Here is a 13983-nt window from a genome sequence, read left to right as displayed (position 1 = left end):
CAGACAGCAAAAGCCCGGCGCTTGGCCGGGCTTCTGGTGAACGCTGCTGTCAGGTACCTGGCGCGGCCAGGCACTCCAGGGCGAACTGCACCCGGTAGTCCGCCACCCGGTACCCGGGAGCATCGACGTCCCGCAGGTACCGGCGGAAGCCCTCCCAGGACATGCCGATCAACTCGGCCGCCTGGCGCTGGCTGACCCCGGCCCGCTCGATCAGCTCGCGCAGGTAGCGCGGGTCCGGGTTGTGGTTGGAGGCGTCGGGCTTCATTCGATTTCAGCCGCAACAGCCATCAGGTCTACGTCTTCGCGGATCAACAAGCCTTGGCGGTCAAGGCCGACGCTGTCGTCAAAGTAGATCCGGTCATCAGCGCGCAATTCTTCGTAGATGCGCTCTGCGTGGTCGCGGTCGGTTCCGGTGTAGTCAATGATCTGGTTGATGATGCCGTTGCGGTCATTGCTCATGATGTCGTTCCCTGGTGGTCGCCTCGCCGTTGTGGCTGGCATGGGCTTAGAGTAATGGGGTCCAATGGACCCCACAACTACCATTCGTCGCCTCTCCATGGGGAGATCAGCCGGCCTTTTGCACCTTGGCACCTGCAGCGCTCAGCGCCTTGAGCAGCTCGGCCTGGCCGGCATCGCCGAAGTAGACCTTCTCGAAATCCTTGCGCCAGTTGTCCAGCTGGATCTCGCCGGCCTGCTCGGGCACCACCAGGTCGCTGAGCTGTTCGGCCGGTACCAGGGAGCGCACGGCGGCGAGGGCCTGCTCGCGGGTGGCGCTGACCACCAGCTGCGGGCTTTTCTGCAACTCGTACTTCGAGGGATTGATGGTCACCAGCATGGGCACCACGGTGACGGTAACCGCCTGGGCCGGGGTGTGGATCAGGGTGCGGTAGACGCCATACAGCGCAGCACGACGTTGCTCGCTCTGGAGGTTCTCCGCCGGCTCGCCCTTGATGATCCTCGGCGCCAGACGAATGTGCAGCGGCTCAGCGGCCAGCAGCGCGAAGGTGCCATCCTCGGCACTGTAGTCGGCCATGTCTTCGATCATGGCGGCCACGTCGGAGAACTGGGACGCCTTGAGGGCACTGGCGGCCTGGGTCGGCGCCGGGGCGCTGGCCTGGGCCTGTTCGGTGGGTGGGGTGCCGCCATCACAGCCGGCCAATGACAGAAGCGCTGCCGCGAGCAGCGCCAGGGGCATTCCCTTGGACATCCTTGTTTCTCCGCTGGTTACTTGATCATCGCGTGCGTGATCGACAAGGCAGCGGCCATCCGGCGAACAGAGTTGCGGTCTTCTTCGGGGAGCTGGCGGAACTGTTCGACCAGTTGCGCCTCGTCCTCGCTCAGAGTGCCGGCATCGGTCGATACGCGGCTTCCCGTCAGGACGTAGTGCACGTCCACCCCCAAGCCCTGGAGCGACATCAGGTAGCGCACATCGGGGGAGCTGGTTTCCAGTTCGTAGGCCTTTTGGGTGCCACGGCTAACCCCCGCAGCCGTGCCGAAATCCGTCTGGTTCAGTCCCAGGCGGTCGCGTTCTTCCCGCAGGCGTTCGCCTGTCCCAGCAGCAATGAGCACTTTTCTGATCAATACCAGTTGACTTGACCAGTTTTCTGGCCAAGAATCCTTGTCGTCAAACACGATTAAACACGGATAAACACTATGCACGGCCCTTTGACCCCCGAGCAAGCCCGCGCGGCGCTTGACCGCAAAGGCATCTCCATTGCCGACTTCTGCCGGCGACATGAGTTGAACAGAAATCTGGTCAGCGACTTGCTCAACGGCCGCAAGAAGGGCCGTCGCGGGCAAGCCCACCGGGCTGCCGTTCTCCTTGGCATCAAGATCGGCGAGGTTGAACAGTAATGCGCCCGCCGAAGACCGAAAACGAGAACAGCGAGCCGCTGATTCTTGAGACCCGCCGCCAGGTGATGAGCGCGGTGATCAGCGCCCTGCCCCAGGGCCGCGAGGGTGCTGCCCAGGCCCTGGGCCTGGACCTCAAGCGCTTCGACAATCAGGTCTACGAGAACAACGGCCACCGGCCGCTGAACGACGCCCAGGTGCGCCAGCTGGAGCGCCTGAGCGGCACCCACTACCTGGCGGACTACATCTGCCGGCTGTACGGCGGGGTGTTCGTGCCGATGCCCGAGGCCACCGACCTGGACAACATGGACCTCTACCAGCGGGCGCTGATGACCGACGTGGCCGAGGGCCGGGTGGACCAGGCCATTTCCCGGGCGCTGGCCAATGGCGAGATCGACGAGGGCGAGCTGGCGGAGATCATCGCCAAGCACCGCATCCACATCGCGGCGCGGCATGCCGAGGTGGGTGCGGTGATCACCCTGCACCGGAGGGCACGCCCGTGAGCACCTACAAGCTGGTTTGCCCCCATTGCGCGGGCCGCATGCGCATCCGCACCAGTGAGGGGACCCATGTGTTCCTGCGGGTGGCCTACCTGCAATGCACCAACGAGGCCTGCGGCTGGTCGGCCCGGGCCGAATTCGAGATGACCCACGAGATGAGCCCCTCGGGCATGCCCAACCCGTCCGTGCGCCTGCCGGTGGCTCCGGTGGCGCTGCGCCGGGAGGCCATGCGCCAGGCCGGTGATAACCAGATGGACCTGCTGGAGGTGACGGCATGAGCACTGCACCGCAACGCACCCTGGACACCCAGGAATACCGCGACCAGATGCAGCGGGCGGCCACTGCCTACCTGCAGCGCCATGCGCAGGAGCACCTGGAGGACGCCCAGCTGCTGGAGCGCGCCACCCTGCACCTGACCCAGGCCCTGGAGGTGCCGGTGTTCATGGCGCAGCGGCTGGTGGAGCTGGCCTTCACCCGCTTGCGCGAGTCGCACTGGCTGCAGGTGAACCTGGCGGACGCGCCCAGCCCGGACGCGATCTGCCTGGTGGACTGCCGCAACGGGCAGGCCATTTTCGTGCACCGGCGGATCCTGCCGGACGCCTTCCTCGCGCGCTTCACCACTCCCTGATCACTGACACGCCCAGCCCACGCTGTGGGTTTGGGGAAGTTGCATCCGAAATTCGAGGTTCACGCCATGCCCGAAGCCGTTGCGATCCACGTGGACATGCCCAGGCGCTGCTGGAAAGCCTGCGCTGCGAGCTGCGCCGGGGGATGGTGGAGCACTGGTACGACGACCGCTACCGCGCGGTGCCGGAGGGTCTGCGGGCCCGCCACATCCTCGACGACTACCCGGCCCTGGCCGGCCACAAACGCACCATCGGCGCGCTCAAGGCCGCCCTTGACGCCCACCTGTAAGGCCCTGACTGATGAAGACCCCCTCCCCTACCCCTGAACACCTGCCCCTGAGCCATGCGCTGGCGGCTGATGGCGCGCGCTTCCTGTTCGCCATGAAGCTGGCGGACCTCGCCAACGGCACGAACCTGGAGCAGCGCCTGCAGCTCACCGAGCGCCTGCAGGGCATGCTCGATGCGTACTTCGAGACGGGTGCAATCACGTCCGCCCAGTACCACGGCGTTTCCTACGAGCTGGCCGGCTACTGCCTGAGGGCGAACGCATGAGCCAGATGCAAGAGAAGCTGCGCCTGGAGGTGCTGCGCCGTATCCAGACCGACTACGGCCTGCAGCACATGGCGCGCACCAACTACATGCGCAAGGGCGAGTGCCCGGCGTGCCACAAGAAGACGCTGTACACCTTCTTCGATTCGCCCTGGATGCTGATCTGCGGGCGGGTGGAGAAGTGCAACGCGCGCTTCCACGTGAAGGACCTCTACGGCGACCTGTTCAACGACTGGAGCGCGCAGGCGCCGGCCACGGCCGAGGACCCGACGGCGACGGCGCGGGCCTACCTGGAGTTTGCCCGGGGCTTTCGGGTGGAGCTGCTGCAGGGCTGGTACACCCAGGAGAACTACTGGAGCCGGGACCTGGGCATCGGCAGTGCGACGGTGCGCTTTGCCCTGGAGAAGGGCGGCTACTGGGAGCGGCTGATCGACCGGCCGGAGCGCTTCGGCAAGCAGAAGGCGCGCTTCAAGCCGGGCGAGAGCTACCGGGGCATGTGGTGGTGCCCGCCCTCGGTCAACCCGGTGGAGGTGGAGGAGCTGTGGATCGTCGAGGGGATCTTCGACGCCATCGCGCTGCTGCACAACGAGGTGGCGGCGGTTTCGATGATGAGCAGCGCGCCCTTCCCGGCCGAGTCGCTCCGCCAGTTGAAGAAGGCCTGCGAGGAGGCGGATAAGCGCCTGCCGCGCCTGGTGTGGGCGCTGGATAACGAGCCGGTGGCCAAAGCCAACATGCGCCGCTGGGCCAAGGAGGCGCGGGCACTGGGCTTCACCTGCGAGGCGGCGGTCATTGCGCAGCGCTCGGCGAAGAAGGTGGATTGGAACGACCTGCATCAGCAGTGGAGCTTCATCGAGGACGCGGCCGAGCGCGCGCACCGCATCCAGCGGGACCTGGAGCAGGCACGCCACCAGGGCGCCCTGCTGCTGGCGGAGTCGGCCGAGGAGAAGGGCCTGCTGATGTACTGCTGGGAGGAGCGCAAGGAGTTCCACTTCAGCTTCAACCAGCGCCTGTACTGGTTCCGCCTGGACCAGGAGCGCTACGAGAAGGCCATCCAGGAGCTGGAGAGCAGCGACAGCCACGATGCGGCACTGCTCAACGACAAGCAGCGCCGGGAGAAGGCGCTGCGCCTGAGCGGGACGGTTTCGCGCATCGGCAATTGCTACTTCCAGGCGCTGTACTTCATGCGCAACGAGCTGACGGACGAGGCCTGGTACTACTTCCGCGTGGAGCGCCCGGACGCGCCGACGGTGAAGGCCACCTTCACCGCGGCTCAGATCACGGCGGCGCCGGAGTTCAAGAAGCGCTTGCTTAACGTGTGCAACGGGGCGCTGTTCAGTGGTACGCCGCAGCAGCTGGAGCGGATGCTGGAGGGCCAGCTCGACACGCTGAAACAGGTGAACACCATCAACTGGATCGGCTACAGCCGGGACCACGAGGTGTACGTGTTCAACGACCTGGCCATCGCCGGCGGCCGGGTGTATCAGCGCAACGAGGAAGACTTCTTCGATGTGGGCAAGCTGAGCATCAAGAGCCAGAGCCAGAGCCCGCTGCTGCACGTGAATACGGACCTGACGGAGTACCGGGCCGATTGGTTCGAGCTGTTCTGGCGGTGCTTCGGGGTGCGCGGGACGGTGGTGCTGGCGTGGTGGCTGGGGGCGCTGTACGCGGAGCAGATCCGCCAGGTGCAGAAGTCCTTCCTGTTCATGGAGCTGATCGGCGAGGCGGGCGCGGGCAAGACGACGCTGATCGAGTTCCTGTGGAAGCTGGTGGGCCGCTCGGAGTACGAGGGCTTCGACCCCTCGAAGTCCACCCAGGCGGCGCGGGCGCGGATCCTCTCGCAGGTGGCCAACCTGCCGACGGTGCTGATCGAGTCGGACCGCGAGCAGGCCGATGGCGGCCCGGTGCGGCACTTCGATTGGGACGAGTTCAAGAGTGCGTACAACGGCCGGGGCCTGCGCAGCACGGGGGTGAAGAACGGCGGCAACGACACCAACGATCCCCCCTTCCGTTCGGCGCTGCTGATCGGCCAGAACAATGCGATCAACGCCTCCGAGGCAATGCTGCAGCGCCTCTCCCACGTAAACCTGACCCGGGCGCACCACACGCCGGAGACCAAGCGTTTTGCCGAGCAGCTGGAGCGCATGCCGATCGAGCGCCTGAGCGGCTTCCTGATCAAGGCGCTGCAGCCGGAGGCGGACCTGCTGGCGCTCATCGATGAGCGCACGTCGGGCTACGAGCAGCAGCTGCTGGCCCTGCCCGGGATCCGCACGGTGCGCATCGCGAAGAACCACGCGCAGCTGCGCAGCCTGGTGGATTGCCTGCAGCGGGTGGTGCCGATGAGCGACGAGCAGCGCGACCTGGTGCACGAGGAGATCGCGGCGATGGCCCTGGAGCGGCAACGGGCGATCGACTCCGACCACCCGATGGTCCGCGAATTCTGGGACCTGGTGGAGTACCTCAACGGCATGCCGCTGCGCGAGCCGGGCGGGGCGCTCAACCACTCGCGCAAGGCGGCCTTCGTGGCCATCAACCTCAACGAGTTCGTGGAGATGGCGGCCAACAAGCGCCAGCAGGTGCCGAACCTGACGGAGCTGAAGCGGGTGCTGCCGACCAGCAAGAGCCCGAAGTTCATCGAGAAGAACAAGCCCATCAACTCAATCCGAGCGACGGACATCGCAGGGCAACCGAAAACGGTGCGCTGCTGGCTGTTCCAGCTCGTTTGACCCGCCCGGGCGCTGCAACGCCCAGGCCCTCACCCCAAGGAGAAGCACCATGCAAAACGAAAACCTCAACCCTCCTGGCCTGCCGCTGGCCCTGGCCGTTACCGGCACCGCCCTGGCCCTGCTGGTGGCCCTGGGCCTGGTCGGCACCGACGCGCTGCTGGCCCTGGTGGCCACGCTGTAACCCACCCCCCTACACCCGGGCGCTGCAACGCCCGGGACCATGACCGAGGAGAAGCACCATGCAACTGAACATCGAACGCGGCGAGCCCATGACCGGCAAGACCGTCCGCCTGCGGCAGGTCGCCGAGGCCGACGGGCAGAGCGAGCGCCAGATCCTGGTGGGCCGCCACTGCACCACGGCTGCCCTGGAGCGCTCGATCCGCCGACTCGCCATGCGGGGCGCCAACGTCATCTGCATTGACGAATGCAGCGAGGAACAAATCGCGCGCCTGCAGGCCCTGCAGGAACGCCTGCCGTCCAACCTGACCATCCACGCCGTTGTGGCGAGCTGAGGGGGCTGCCGTGCAGAACTACTTCTACAAGTCCGAGGCCCCCGGGGTGGTGGCCATCGTCCAGGAATTCCACCAGGCCAAGGCCCGTTGGTACGAGCAGGCGGAAGCCCTGGGCAAGCTGTTCGGCGGGCAGGTTGCGCCCATGGGCGACGGCGACTCGCTCTACGCGGGCGGCGTGAAGCTCGCCGAAGAGCCTGGGTTGGATGTGCACTGGCGTCGCCCCGACAAGTACGGGTTCAGAGCCCTGCGCGAGTCGGCGGTGGCGCCCAAGGGCTCCTCGAAGGAGTACCGCGCGGCCATCCGTGCCGAGCATGAACGCCTGGTCCAGCTGTGGAAGGACAACTGTCCGCTACGCCTGAAAACCCACGGCTACTGGAGCCGGCTCAACGTGAACACCGGCAACCTTTGGCTGTGCGGCGGCGTGAAGTTCGAGCACCAGGGCGTGGCCTACTTCCACCTCGGGTTCCCGATCAACCAGGCAGCACACGAGGCTCGCGTAGCCAATGGGGAGCCTACTTCCGGGTGGATCGAGGGGGCTGTGGAGATCCTGCCGAGCGAGTACGAGAACGCCCGGCAGGCCAAGGTGGGGGCGCCGGCATGAACCTCCTGACCATGGACCTGGTGCTCGGCTTCATCGCCTGGGCCCAGCCGCGCGGCTACGACCTGGCCCGCACTGCCGAAGGCGACTTCACCAACCTGGAAACCCGCAACGCCTGGCTGGGCTACGAGGCCGCCCACGGTGAGGAGGTGAACACCACCGGCCAGCAGCTGTACGCGCGGATCCGCAAGAGCAGCCAGTACGCCCACCAGAGCAAGGACCTGTTCCCCGTGCGGATAGCGCCGGCTCCGTACGGCGACTTCGTGGTGCACGGCGGCCCGGGCGGCCTGTACGGCCTGCGGGACGTGCACCTGTTCGTCCTGGTGGACGACCAGCCCATGCGGCTGGCCTGACCCACAAACAAGAAGGCGCCGAGGTGCTGCAACACCCCGGCGCCTGACCAACCCCAAGGAGAAGCACCATGCAAGTACAAACCCAAGAAGTTGGCACTGAGAAGGCTACCACGGCCACCGCGCAGTGCCTTGTTTCCGTCGAGCAGCTCAAGCAGATCCACCGCTCCCTGGACGCTTGCCAAAAGGTGATTTGGCTGGCGGGTTGCGGGGAGCGCGGCTACGGCTTCGACCCGGCCTACGTCAACGAGGCCCAGGAACAGCTCAAGGTGATCGAGGATTTACTCGCCAGCGCTCAGCCTGCTGTTCTGGATGACACGGCCCGCCTCAACTTCATGCTGGAGAAGCACCGCAAGGTAGTGATCGAGCTGCTCCCCGGTCGACGCCATGAGGTCTACGTCGAAGAAGGATTTATGGCCGACAAGCAGTACCCCGCCGTTACCCATGCAGGGGACTGGGCGGATGGTTACGCAGCCGCGAAAGAGGTGAAACGCAAGGCAATCGATGCCGCCATCGCGGCGCAGACACTGGGAGGTCGCCGCGATGCGCGTTGAAATCATCGATACCGCTCGCCGTTCGGCGAGCAAGCTGCGCCAGGGCCTGGCCGCCCAGGGCCGCCCGCTGGTAGAGCTGGAGGCCGGCTTCTACAGCTCCTTCGGTGGGCTGCTGGCCAAGCTCCAGGATCTGCGCGGGGAGTACGAGGAGGCCCCGGCGGTGCTGATCACCGACTGCCACCCCGCCAACCTGGACGGCATCAAGCGCCTGGTCGGCGTGGACCGCGCCGGCCTGGAGGATGTGACCGTGTACGCGATGGTGGAGGTGGCTCATGGCTAACCGCCGAACGCTCTACCATTTCCACTTCTGCTGTGGCCTGGGCGGTGGCGCCAAGGGCTTCAACCGCGCCCGGCCCCGGGTTGGCAGCGTCGAGGCCAGGTGGGAGTGCCTGGGCGGGATCGATGTGGATCCCGCCGGGCTTGCCGACTTCGAGCGCCTGGCCGGCGTGCCTGGGACGCTGCTCGACCTGTTCACCCGCGACCAGTACATCCGTTTCCACGGGAAGGAGCCGCCGCAAGGGTGGCGCGAGGCAACGCCGGAAGACGTGCGCCGCGCCGCGCGCGGCCGTCGCCCTGACGCGGTGTTCATCTCCAGCCCCTGCAAAGGTGCCAGCGGGCTGCTCTCGGAGAAGATGAGCCAGACCCCGAAATACCAGTCCCTGAACGAGCTGACCCTTCGTTGCATCTGGCTGATGGGCGAGGCCTGGGCGGATGATCCGGTGCCGCTGATCGTGTTCGAGAACGTCCCGCGCCTGGCCACCCGTGGCCGGCACCTGCTGGACCAGATCAACAGCCTGCTGGGCGGGTTCGGCTACGCCGTGGCCGAGACCACCCACGACTGCGGCGAGCTGGGCGGCCTGGCGCAGAGCAGGAAGCGCTTTCTGCTGGTGGCGCGCCACGTGGCGAAGGTCCCGCCGTTCCTCTACGAGCCGGAGAAGAAGAGTCTGCGCGCCGTGGGCGACATCCTCGGCCGCATGCCGCTGCCGGGGGACATCGAGGCCGCCGGGCCGATGCACCGGGTTCCGGCCCTGCAGTGGAAAACCTGGGTTCGGCTGGCCCTTGTGCGCGCCGGCAGCGACTGGCGCAGCCTCAACGAGCTGGCGATCGAGGACGGCTACCTGCGCGACCTGGTGATCGTGCCGGAGTACCGCAGCGGCTACATGGGCGTACATGGCTGGCACGAAAGCATGGGGACCATCGCCGGACGCTCCAGTCCGACCAATGGGGCGTTTTCCGTGGCAGATCCACGTGCTCCGGCGGGGGCACTCCAATACCAGCAGTACGGGGTGCGTCGCTGGACGGACACCTCGGGGGCCATCATCGGGGTCAAGTCGCCGGGCCAGGGCGCCTACTCGGTCGCGGATCCACGCGGCCAGAGCTTCGGCAAGTACCCGGTAACGGACTGGGAGGACCACGCCGGCACCGTCATCGCGGCCAGCACCACCGGACAGGGTGCTTTCGCTGTAGCGGATCCTCGGCCGGGCGGTGTGCGTCATAACAACGTGTTCCGGGTGATCCGCATGGACCAGGCCGCCGGCACGGTCACCAGCGGACACGGGCCCAGCTCCGGCGGACAGGCGGTGGCCGATCCCCGATACCTCAACTGGCACCCTGGGGCATCGAGCCGCAAGCTGCACGTCGGCACCTGGAACAGCCCCACGGGTACCGTGACCGGTTCCCAGCAGGTGGCCAGCGGCGCGCTGTCGATCGCGGATCCGCGCGCCATCCATCGCACCAAGGGGGATGCCTACCTCACGGGCGGCCACTACGGCGTAGTGGGTTTCGACCAGGCCGCTGGGGCCGTCTCCGCCAGCGCCCGCTATGACAACGGCCGCTGGAGCGTCGCGGATCCCCGCATGCCGGCGGCGGATGAGCGCCTCACCTGCATCATCCAATCGCTCGACGGGACCTGGCACAGGCCTTTCACCACCCTGGAGCTGGCCGCCCTGCAGAGCCTGGTGGACCCCGAGGAGCAGCTGGTCCTAGACGGGCTCAGCGACAGCGACTGGCGTGAGCGGATTGGCAACGCCGTCCCGCCAGCAGCGGCCGAGGCGATCGCCCACGTGATGGGTACCACCCTGCTGCTGGCCGAGCTGGGCGAGACGTTCATGCTCAGCAGCATGCCGATATGGGTTCGGCCGGTGGCGGTGGGGTTGAGCGTGGCGCAGCTGGAGCAAGGGGGTGGGGCATGAAAGCACTGAGTATCCGCCAGCCCTGGGCCTGGCTGATCGTCAATGGCTACAAGGACATCGAGAATCGCAGCTGGCCGACCCGCTTTCGCGGGCCGGTCTTGATCCACGCGGCGAAGGGCATGACTGGCGTCGAGTACAACGACGCCTACTTCTTCGCGCTCGACCAGGGCATCACCCTCCCACATTTCAACGAGCTGGAGCGCGGTGGGATCGTAGGCCAAGCCACTATCACGAGCTGTGGTGACGACTACCTGTCGCCCTGGTTCTTCGGCAAATTCGGTTTCGAGCTGGCCGAGGCAAAGCCGCTACCGTTCCAGCCATGCAAAGGGCGGCTCGGCTTCTTCGAGGTGGAGCTTAAGGGGGTAGTCAATGCCTGAGCAGGATCAGAGCCAGCGGATGCTGGAGTGCGAAGCCAGGTATTGGCTCCGGCGTGGGTACACCACGCCGGAGCGCCTGGTAGATCTGCGGGAGGTCCTCAAGAAACGTGGAGATGCTGCGATCGAGACGCTGATCGAGGAGATGCGCAGACAATGGAAGCGGCGCCTGGAATGGCTGGAGGTGGAGGATGCTTGATCGCTTCTTGCGGGAGGCCGAAGTAATCGAAGCCACCAGTCTCGCGCGTAGCACCCTGCGCCGAGAGGTGAAGGCTGGGAGGTTCCCGAGTCCCGTGCAGATCACCCCGGGGCGTGTGGGCTGGAGGCAGTCCGAGGTCAACAGGTGGTTGGCAGATCCAACCAGGTGGGAGCCCCAAAGGGTCGCTTAGGCGGCCCTATTTTTTTGTCCCGATCACGTGCTTTTCCAGCCAGGCCGCCCAGCGATCAAGGCCTTTCTTCTTCTCGTCGAAGTAGTCGTACCGGTCGTAGTGCTTTGACGCCACATCGTTGAAGGCATGGCCCTGGATCCGATCACGCAGCTCCTTGCTCAACTTGGCCTTGGCCATCAGGGTCTTGCAGGTCCGACGGATGTCCCGGAGCGTGAACGGGCCGGTGAACTTGTCAGGGTGCCGCTCACACAGCTTACGGACCGCCCTGGACAGCGACTGTGGATTGAGCGGTTTGCCATCCTGCTGGCCCTGGAAGGGGTAGGCGCTGGTTTCGCTGATGCAATCCATCTCCTTCAGGCATTGCCGCATGAGCTTGTTGTACGGAACGACGTGCAGTAGGCGCTCCCCCTCGCCGCCCTTGCCATTACGGACCACTAGGTGATCGCGGTGGTACATGGTCCGGTCCGACCGCAGCACCTGCTCAGGCCGTTGCCCGCCGGCAGCTATCAGAAACTTGAGCAACTCGGCGGTGGTGAGCGAGAGCTTTTCGGGCAGAAGGTTCCAGAGGGCAGCCAGCTCCACCTCGCTGAGGGCGCGGTCGCCCGGCTGCTCCCAATCCTCCTGCACCGGTACGCTTCCCACGGGGTTGCTGGTGAGGCCAAAGCTGATTGACTGCTGTAGGTAGGCCCGGGGGTTGTAGGCCTGCTGCAGGGCACTCTGGAACGCGGCATGTAGCCGGGATCGCACCCGGTTGGTCATGGTGGTGACGCCGTCGTCGATCATCTTGGCCAGGATGTCGCGTATATCCGCAGGGCCGATCAGGACGGCCGGACGCTCAACCAATGACGGGAACGGTTTGGAGACGTAGCGCTCGAAGCTCCACTCGACGTGGTCGGCACTGACGGCGCCTTCCTCCTTCAGCTTCGCCACGTAGGCGGCCATCAGTTCCTTGAACGTGCCGGCTGCGACCTGGATCTCCTTCTCCTCGCGGCACTGGTCCCGCGCCTCGCTGAGAGACATGCCCGGCCAGGTACCGAGCTTGGTCTTGAGCTTCCGACCGTTCTTCCTACGCTGGAAGTAGAACTCCTTGGTCCCGTTGGGGCGTACCCGCAGCAGCAGGACGCCCTCCCCTCTCGCACTACGCCCGTCGCTGACGGTGAATTCCTTCTCGGCCGGCTTGAGCGCGCGGATCTGACGTTCGGTGAGCACCTGCTGGCATTCCTTGGAGTTGGGGGCCGTTTCTGGGGGCCGTTTGCACGAAGCAAGGGGAATCAACCTGGAACAACCTGAGACATCCCCCTTAGCCTGGAGACCCCGAAGTAGAAGGCCTCGGCGGGCAATTCTGCATTACCTCGGACACACTTGGACAGTCTACTGCAGAGCTTCCCAAGCTCATGACGAGGGTTCGATTCCCTTCGCCCGCTCCAGACATCAAAAGCTAAGCCCCTGAATAACCTCGGTTTTCAGGGGCTTAGTCGTTTCTGGGGGTTGGGAAGTGTGAAAGAACTCAGCAAATCCCGCTGCCACTCCAGCCATCGATGCAAGCGCCATTGAATCGAGGTGTGCCCAAGATGCCGAGTCCCCTTACCTGCGATGAAACGTCAGTGCATTCACGTATTCGTCTAACACCGCTATGCCCTGCAGATGCCGCAGATCTCGTGAGGTTGTATACCGACCCTGTGGTGCGCGCTTACTTGGGAGGCCCGCTCAGCAAAGAGGCGGCAGTGAAGCGGGCGGAACTTGAGGTAGGTGCTCACAGAGAAACCCCTTTATGGGTCATCCGAACCCAGCGAGCTGGGCAGTTCGCTGGCGTTGTTTCGTTCGACCAGCATCATGATGGCGTTGATATTGAGGTGAGTTACGAACTGCTCCCGGAGCACTTCGGCAAGGGATACGCCACCGAGGCGTTAACCCTCGCGCTGCACTACGGGAAAAACGTGATGGGGCTTAGAAGAGTGATTGCCGAAACGCAGAGCAGAAATCTCGCCTCCATACGCTTGCTTAAGAGAATCGGGATGACCCTTGAGCGTGAGCTGACGCGTTTCAATGAGCCTCAAAGCATCTACGCAATCACCTGGTGATGACAGACCGTCACGTCCTTCCTCGCAAATGCCAGCTGGCTCGCCCTGAAAAGCCCGGATCGACTGGCGGTGGTAGGTGCTGCCATCAAGAGCCAAGCCCCTGAACCCCATACTTCCAGGGGCTTGGTCGTTTCCAGGGCTTGCAAGTGTCGGCGTCACCCGCCCTCCCCTGCCTACGGATCGGGCTCCCGCTCCAGCATCTGCTGGGTCAGCAGCGCCACGTTGACCATCACGTACTTGCCCACCTTGCGGGACGGTAGGTAGCCGTTGCGAATCCAGCCCCACACCACGTCGTGTTCGTCGCCCATGCGAATCCAGTTGGCGAACTGGCGCCATGGCATCAGCGGTGGCGGCGCCAGGAAGTCATCACGGTCCATGGCTTAGCTATCCTTCACGGATTCTGAACGGTGGCGGGTCCAGAAGTCGGCACGGGCGCGATGGAGCGCGGCGCGCAGGCCGTAGTACAGGGCGTTGTCCCCCAGTTTGTTGAGGCGGCTGACCTGCAGGTCGTCCACGAAGCCGGCGACGTGGAACAGCAGCACCAGTTGGCGAAACCTCATGGCAGCCGCGTTGGGATCGCGGTGCAGGTCGAAGCGGATGATCCGGAGCAGTCGGAACAGCAAGCTGGTAGCGGCGCGGTAAGGGCTCCGGGCTTTACGGCATGACATAAGAACAAGGTAGTTT

At 65.3% G+C, this 13983-nt stretch carries 25 protein-coding genes; 18 read left to right on the top strand and 7 right to left on the bottom strand.

Annotated elements, in window-relative coordinates; all coding sequences use genetic code 11:
• Positions 1–49: 49 nt before the first annotated feature.
• The 4 genes from BM198_RS25035 to BM198_RS25020 all read right to left on the bottom strand — a co-directional run bounded on the left by BM198_RS25035 (position 50) and on the right by BM198_RS25020 (position 1569).
• Entirely contained in the window at positions 50–265 is a 216-nt protein-coding gene (locus BM198_RS25035) for a helix-turn-helix domain-containing protein (RefSeq protein WP_074973302.1), read from the bottom strand.
• The gene (locus BM198_RS25030; protein WP_074973300.1) at positions 262–459 is read right to left on the bottom strand and encodes a hypothetical protein; all 198 of its coding nucleotides are present in this window, start codon (positions 457–459) and stop codon (positions 262–264) included. Before BM198_RS25030 ends, BM198_RS25035 begins: the two co-directional genes overlap by 4 nt.
• A 106-nt stretch (positions 460–565) precedes the next feature.
• A complete protein-coding gene (locus BM198_RS25025; RefSeq protein WP_139233706.1) occupies positions 566–1207 on the bottom strand; it encodes a hypothetical protein in 642 nt (213 codons plus the stop codon).
• 17 nt (positions 1208–1224) lie between these two features.
• Positions 1225–1569: a helix-turn-helix domain-containing protein gene (locus BM198_RS25020; protein WP_074973426.1), complete on the bottom strand. Its 345-nt coding sequence runs from the start codon at positions 1567–1569 to the stop codon at positions 1225–1227.
• An 84-nt stretch (positions 1570–1653) separates the two neighbouring features.
• Here BM198_RS25020 and BM198_RS25015 point away from each other — a divergent pair, with 84 nt between their 5' ends.
• The 17 genes from BM198_RS25015 to BM198_RS24940 all read left to right on the top strand — a co-directional run bounded on the left by BM198_RS25015 (position 1654) and on the right by BM198_RS24940 (position 11218).
• Positions 1654–1854 carry a DNA-binding protein gene (locus BM198_RS25015; RefSeq protein WP_074973296.1) on the top strand — a complete coding sequence of 67 codons (201 nt, stop codon included), beginning with the start codon at positions 1654–1656 and terminating at the stop codon, positions 1852–1854.
• Positions 1854–2354 carry a YmfL family putative regulatory protein gene (locus tag BM198_RS25010; protein WP_074973294.1) on the top strand — a complete coding sequence of 167 codons (501 nt, stop codon included), beginning with the start codon at positions 1854–1856 and terminating at the stop codon, positions 2352–2354. Before BM198_RS25015 ends, BM198_RS25010 begins: the two co-directional genes overlap by 1 nt.
• Positions 2351–2629, top strand: a complete 279-nt coding sequence (locus BM198_RS25005) for an Ogr/Delta-like zinc finger protein (protein ID WP_074973292.1) — start codon at positions 2351–2353, stop codon at positions 2627–2629. The genes BM198_RS25010 and BM198_RS25005 overlap by 4 nt, the downstream gene beginning before the upstream one ends.
• On the top strand, positions 2626–2979 hold the full coding sequence (locus tag BM198_RS25000; RefSeq protein WP_074973290.1) for a hypothetical protein: 354 nt from the start codon (positions 2626–2628) through the stop codon (positions 2977–2979). Before BM198_RS25005 ends, BM198_RS25000 begins: the two co-directional genes overlap by 4 nt.
• A 143-nt stretch (positions 2980–3122) precedes the next feature.
• Positions 3123–3266, top strand: a complete 144-nt coding sequence (locus BM198_RS30730; protein WP_341865225.1) for a hypothetical protein — start codon at positions 3123–3125, stop codon at positions 3264–3266.
• Between the two features lie 11 nt (positions 3267–3277).
• Positions 3278–3529: a hypothetical protein gene (locus tag BM198_RS24990; RefSeq protein ID WP_074973286.1), complete on the top strand. Its 252-nt coding sequence runs from the start codon at positions 3278–3280 to the stop codon at positions 3527–3529.
• A gap of 5 nt (positions 3530–3534) precedes the next feature.
• Positions 3535–6249: a toprim domain-containing protein gene (locus BM198_RS24985; protein ID WP_074973423.1), complete on the top strand. Its 2715-nt coding sequence runs from the start codon at positions 3535–3537 to the stop codon at positions 6247–6249.
• A 49-nt stretch (positions 6250–6298) separates the two neighbouring features.
• Positions 6299–6430: a hypothetical protein gene (locus BM198_RS30700; protein WP_279626059.1), complete on the top strand. Its 132-nt coding sequence runs from the start codon at positions 6299–6301 to the stop codon at positions 6428–6430.
• A gap of 58 nt (positions 6431–6488) precedes the next feature.
• A complete protein-coding gene (locus BM198_RS24980) occupies positions 6489–6761 on the top strand; it encodes a hypothetical protein (protein WP_074973284.1) in 273 nt (90 codons plus the stop codon).
• A gap of 10 nt (positions 6762–6771) precedes the next feature.
• A complete protein-coding gene (locus tag BM198_RS24975) occupies positions 6772–7362 on the top strand; it encodes a hypothetical protein (protein WP_074973282.1) in 591 nt (196 codons plus the stop codon).
• Positions 7359–7712, top strand: coding sequence for a hypothetical protein (locus tag BM198_RS24970; RefSeq protein WP_074973281.1), 354 nt, complete (start codon positions 7359–7361; stop codon positions 7710–7712). Before BM198_RS24975 ends, BM198_RS24970 begins: the two co-directional genes overlap by 4 nt.
• Positions 7713–7780: 68 nt before the next feature.
• Positions 7781–8263, top strand: coding sequence for a hypothetical protein (locus tag BM198_RS24965; protein WP_074973279.1), 483 nt, complete (start codon positions 7781–7783; stop codon positions 8261–8263).
• Positions 8253–8543, top strand: coding sequence for a hypothetical protein (locus BM198_RS24960; RefSeq protein WP_074973277.1), 291 nt, complete (start codon positions 8253–8255; stop codon positions 8541–8543). Before BM198_RS24965 ends, BM198_RS24960 begins: the two co-directional genes overlap by 11 nt.
• Positions 8536–10455 carry a DNA cytosine methyltransferase gene (locus BM198_RS24955; RefSeq protein ID WP_074973275.1) on the top strand — a complete coding sequence of 640 codons (1920 nt, stop codon included), beginning with the start codon at positions 8536–8538 and terminating at the stop codon, positions 10453–10455. The genes BM198_RS24960 and BM198_RS24955 overlap by 8 nt, the downstream gene beginning before the upstream one ends.
• Positions 10452–10832, top strand: coding sequence for an ASCH domain-containing protein (locus BM198_RS24950; RefSeq protein WP_074973273.1), 381 nt, complete (start codon positions 10452–10454; stop codon positions 10830–10832). Before BM198_RS24955 ends, BM198_RS24950 begins: the two co-directional genes overlap by 4 nt.
• Positions 10825–11028 (top strand): DUF7696 family protein, encoded by a 204-nt coding sequence (locus BM198_RS24945; RefSeq protein ID WP_074973272.1) that lies wholly within the window; start codon positions 10825–10827, stop codon positions 11026–11028. The genes BM198_RS24950 and BM198_RS24945 overlap by 8 nt, the downstream gene beginning before the upstream one ends.
• Entirely contained in the window at positions 11021–11218 is a 198-nt protein-coding gene (locus tag BM198_RS24940; protein ID WP_074973270.1) for a helix-turn-helix transcriptional regulator, read from the top strand. Before BM198_RS24945 ends, BM198_RS24940 begins: the two co-directional genes overlap by 8 nt.
• 6 nt (positions 11219–11224) lie before the next feature.
• Here the strand turns inward: BM198_RS24940 and BM198_RS24935 are convergent, their stop codons facing one another.
• Positions 11225–12427: a tyrosine-type recombinase/integrase gene (locus BM198_RS24935; protein WP_074973268.1), complete on the bottom strand. Its 1203-nt coding sequence runs from the start codon at positions 12425–12427 to the stop codon at positions 11225–11227.
• 329 nt (positions 12428–12756) lie between these two features.
• Between BM198_RS24935 and BM198_RS24930 the strand changes: the two genes are divergently transcribed.
• Positions 12757–13299 carry a GNAT family N-acetyltransferase gene (locus BM198_RS24930; RefSeq protein WP_341865224.1) on the top strand — a complete coding sequence of 181 codons (543 nt, stop codon included), beginning with the start codon at positions 12757–12759 and terminating at the stop codon, positions 13297–13299.
• A 173-nt stretch (positions 13300–13472) separates the two neighbouring features.
• Here the strand turns inward: BM198_RS24930 and BM198_RS24925 are convergent, their stop codons facing one another.
• Positions 13473–13676 (bottom strand): hypothetical protein, encoded by a 204-nt coding sequence (locus tag BM198_RS24925; protein WP_044400124.1) that lies wholly within the window; start codon positions 13674–13676, stop codon positions 13473–13475.
• 3 nt (positions 13677–13679) lie between these two features.
• Positions 13680–13859: a hypothetical protein gene (locus tag BM198_RS24920; protein WP_139134056.1), complete on the bottom strand. Its 180-nt coding sequence runs from the start codon at positions 13857–13859 to the stop codon at positions 13680–13682.
• Positions 13860–13983 lie beyond the last annotated feature (124 nt).

The sequence above is a fragment of the Metapseudomonas otitidis genome (genome assembly GCF_900111835.1).
Classification (GTDB): domain Bacteria; phylum Pseudomonadota; class Gammaproteobacteria; order Pseudomonadales; family Pseudomonadaceae; genus Metapseudomonas; species Metapseudomonas otitidis.
This window is presented reverse-complemented; position numbering and strand designations above follow the sequence as displayed.

What these genes read in the sequence shown, in the direction of transcription:
- BM198_RS24970 (WP_074973281.1), top strand. Translation starts at nt 7,359, where the DNA reads ATGAACCTCCTGACCATGGACCTGGTGCTCGGCTTCATCGCCTGGGCC.
- BM198_RS24985 (WP_074973423.1), top strand. Translation starts at nt 3,535, where the DNA reads ATGCAAGAGAAGCTGCGCCTGGAGGTGCTGCGCCGTATCCAGACCGAC.
- BM198_RS25035 (WP_074973302.1), bottom strand. Translation starts at nt 265, where the DNA reads ATGAAGCCCGACGCCTCCAACCACAACCCGGACCCGCGCTACCTGCGC.
- BM198_RS24990 (WP_074973286.1), top strand. Translation starts at nt 3,278, where the DNA reads ATGAAGACCCCCTCCCCTACCCCTGAACACCTGCCCCTGAGCCATGCG.
- BM198_RS30730 (WP_341865225.1), top strand. Translation starts at nt 3,123, where the DNA reads ATGGTGGAGCACTGGTACGACGACCGCTACCGCGCGGTGCCGGAGGGT.
- BM198_RS24980 (WP_074973284.1), top strand. Translation starts at nt 6,489, where the DNA reads ATGCAACTGAACATCGAACGCGGCGAGCCCATGACCGGCAAGACCGTC.
- BM198_RS25025 (WP_139233706.1), bottom strand. Translation starts at nt 1,207, where the DNA reads ATGTCCAAGGGAATGCCCCTGGCGCTGCTCGCGGCAGCGCTTCTGTCA.
- BM198_RS30700 (WP_279626059.1), top strand. Translation starts at nt 6,299, where the DNA reads ATGCAAAACGAAAACCTCAACCCTCCTGGCCTGCCGCTGGCCCTGGCC.
- BM198_RS24920 (WP_139134056.1), bottom strand. Translation starts at nt 13,859, where the DNA reads ATGAGGTTTCGCCAACTGGTGCTGCTGTTCCACGTCGCCGGCTTCGTG.
- BM198_RS24925 (WP_044400124.1), bottom strand. Translation starts at nt 13,676, where the DNA reads ATGGACCGTGATGACTTCCTGGCGCCGCCACCGCTGATGCCATGGCGC.
- BM198_RS24940 (WP_074973270.1), top strand. Translation starts at nt 11,021, where the DNA reads ATGCTTGATCGCTTCTTGCGGGAGGCCGAAGTAATCGAAGCCACCAGT.
- BM198_RS24945 (WP_074973272.1), top strand. Translation starts at nt 10,825, where the DNA reads ATGCCTGAGCAGGATCAGAGCCAGCGGATGCTGGAGTGCGAAGCCAGG.
- BM198_RS24965 (WP_074973279.1), top strand. Translation starts at nt 7,781, where the DNA reads ATGCAAGTACAAACCCAAGAAGTTGGCACTGAGAAGGCTACCACGGCC.
- BM198_RS25010 (WP_074973294.1), top strand. Translation starts at nt 1,854, where the DNA reads ATGCGCCCGCCGAAGACCGAAAACGAGAACAGCGAGCCGCTGATTCTT.
- BM198_RS24950 (WP_074973273.1), top strand. Translation starts at nt 10,452, where the DNA reads ATGAAAGCACTGAGTATCCGCCAGCCCTGGGCCTGGCTGATCGTCAAT.
- BM198_RS24960 (WP_074973277.1), top strand. Translation starts at nt 8,253, where the DNA reads ATGCGCGTTGAAATCATCGATACCGCTCGCCGTTCGGCGAGCAAGCTG.
- BM198_RS25030 (WP_074973300.1), bottom strand. Translation starts at nt 459, where the DNA reads ATGAGCAATGACCGCAACGGCATCATCAACCAGATCATTGACTACACC.
- BM198_RS25000 (WP_074973290.1), top strand. Translation starts at nt 2,626, where the DNA reads ATGAGCACTGCACCGCAACGCACCCTGGACACCCAGGAATACCGCGAC.
- BM198_RS25015 (WP_074973296.1), top strand. Translation starts at nt 1,654, where the DNA reads ATGCACGGCCCTTTGACCCCCGAGCAAGCCCGCGCGGCGCTTGACCGC.
- BM198_RS24930 (WP_341865224.1), top strand. Translation starts at nt 12,757, where the DNA reads ATGCAAGCGCCATTGAATCGAGGTGTGCCCAAGATGCCGAGTCCCCTT.
- BM198_RS24955 (WP_074973275.1), top strand. Translation starts at nt 8,536, where the DNA reads ATGGCTAACCGCCGAACGCTCTACCATTTCCACTTCTGCTGTGGCCTG.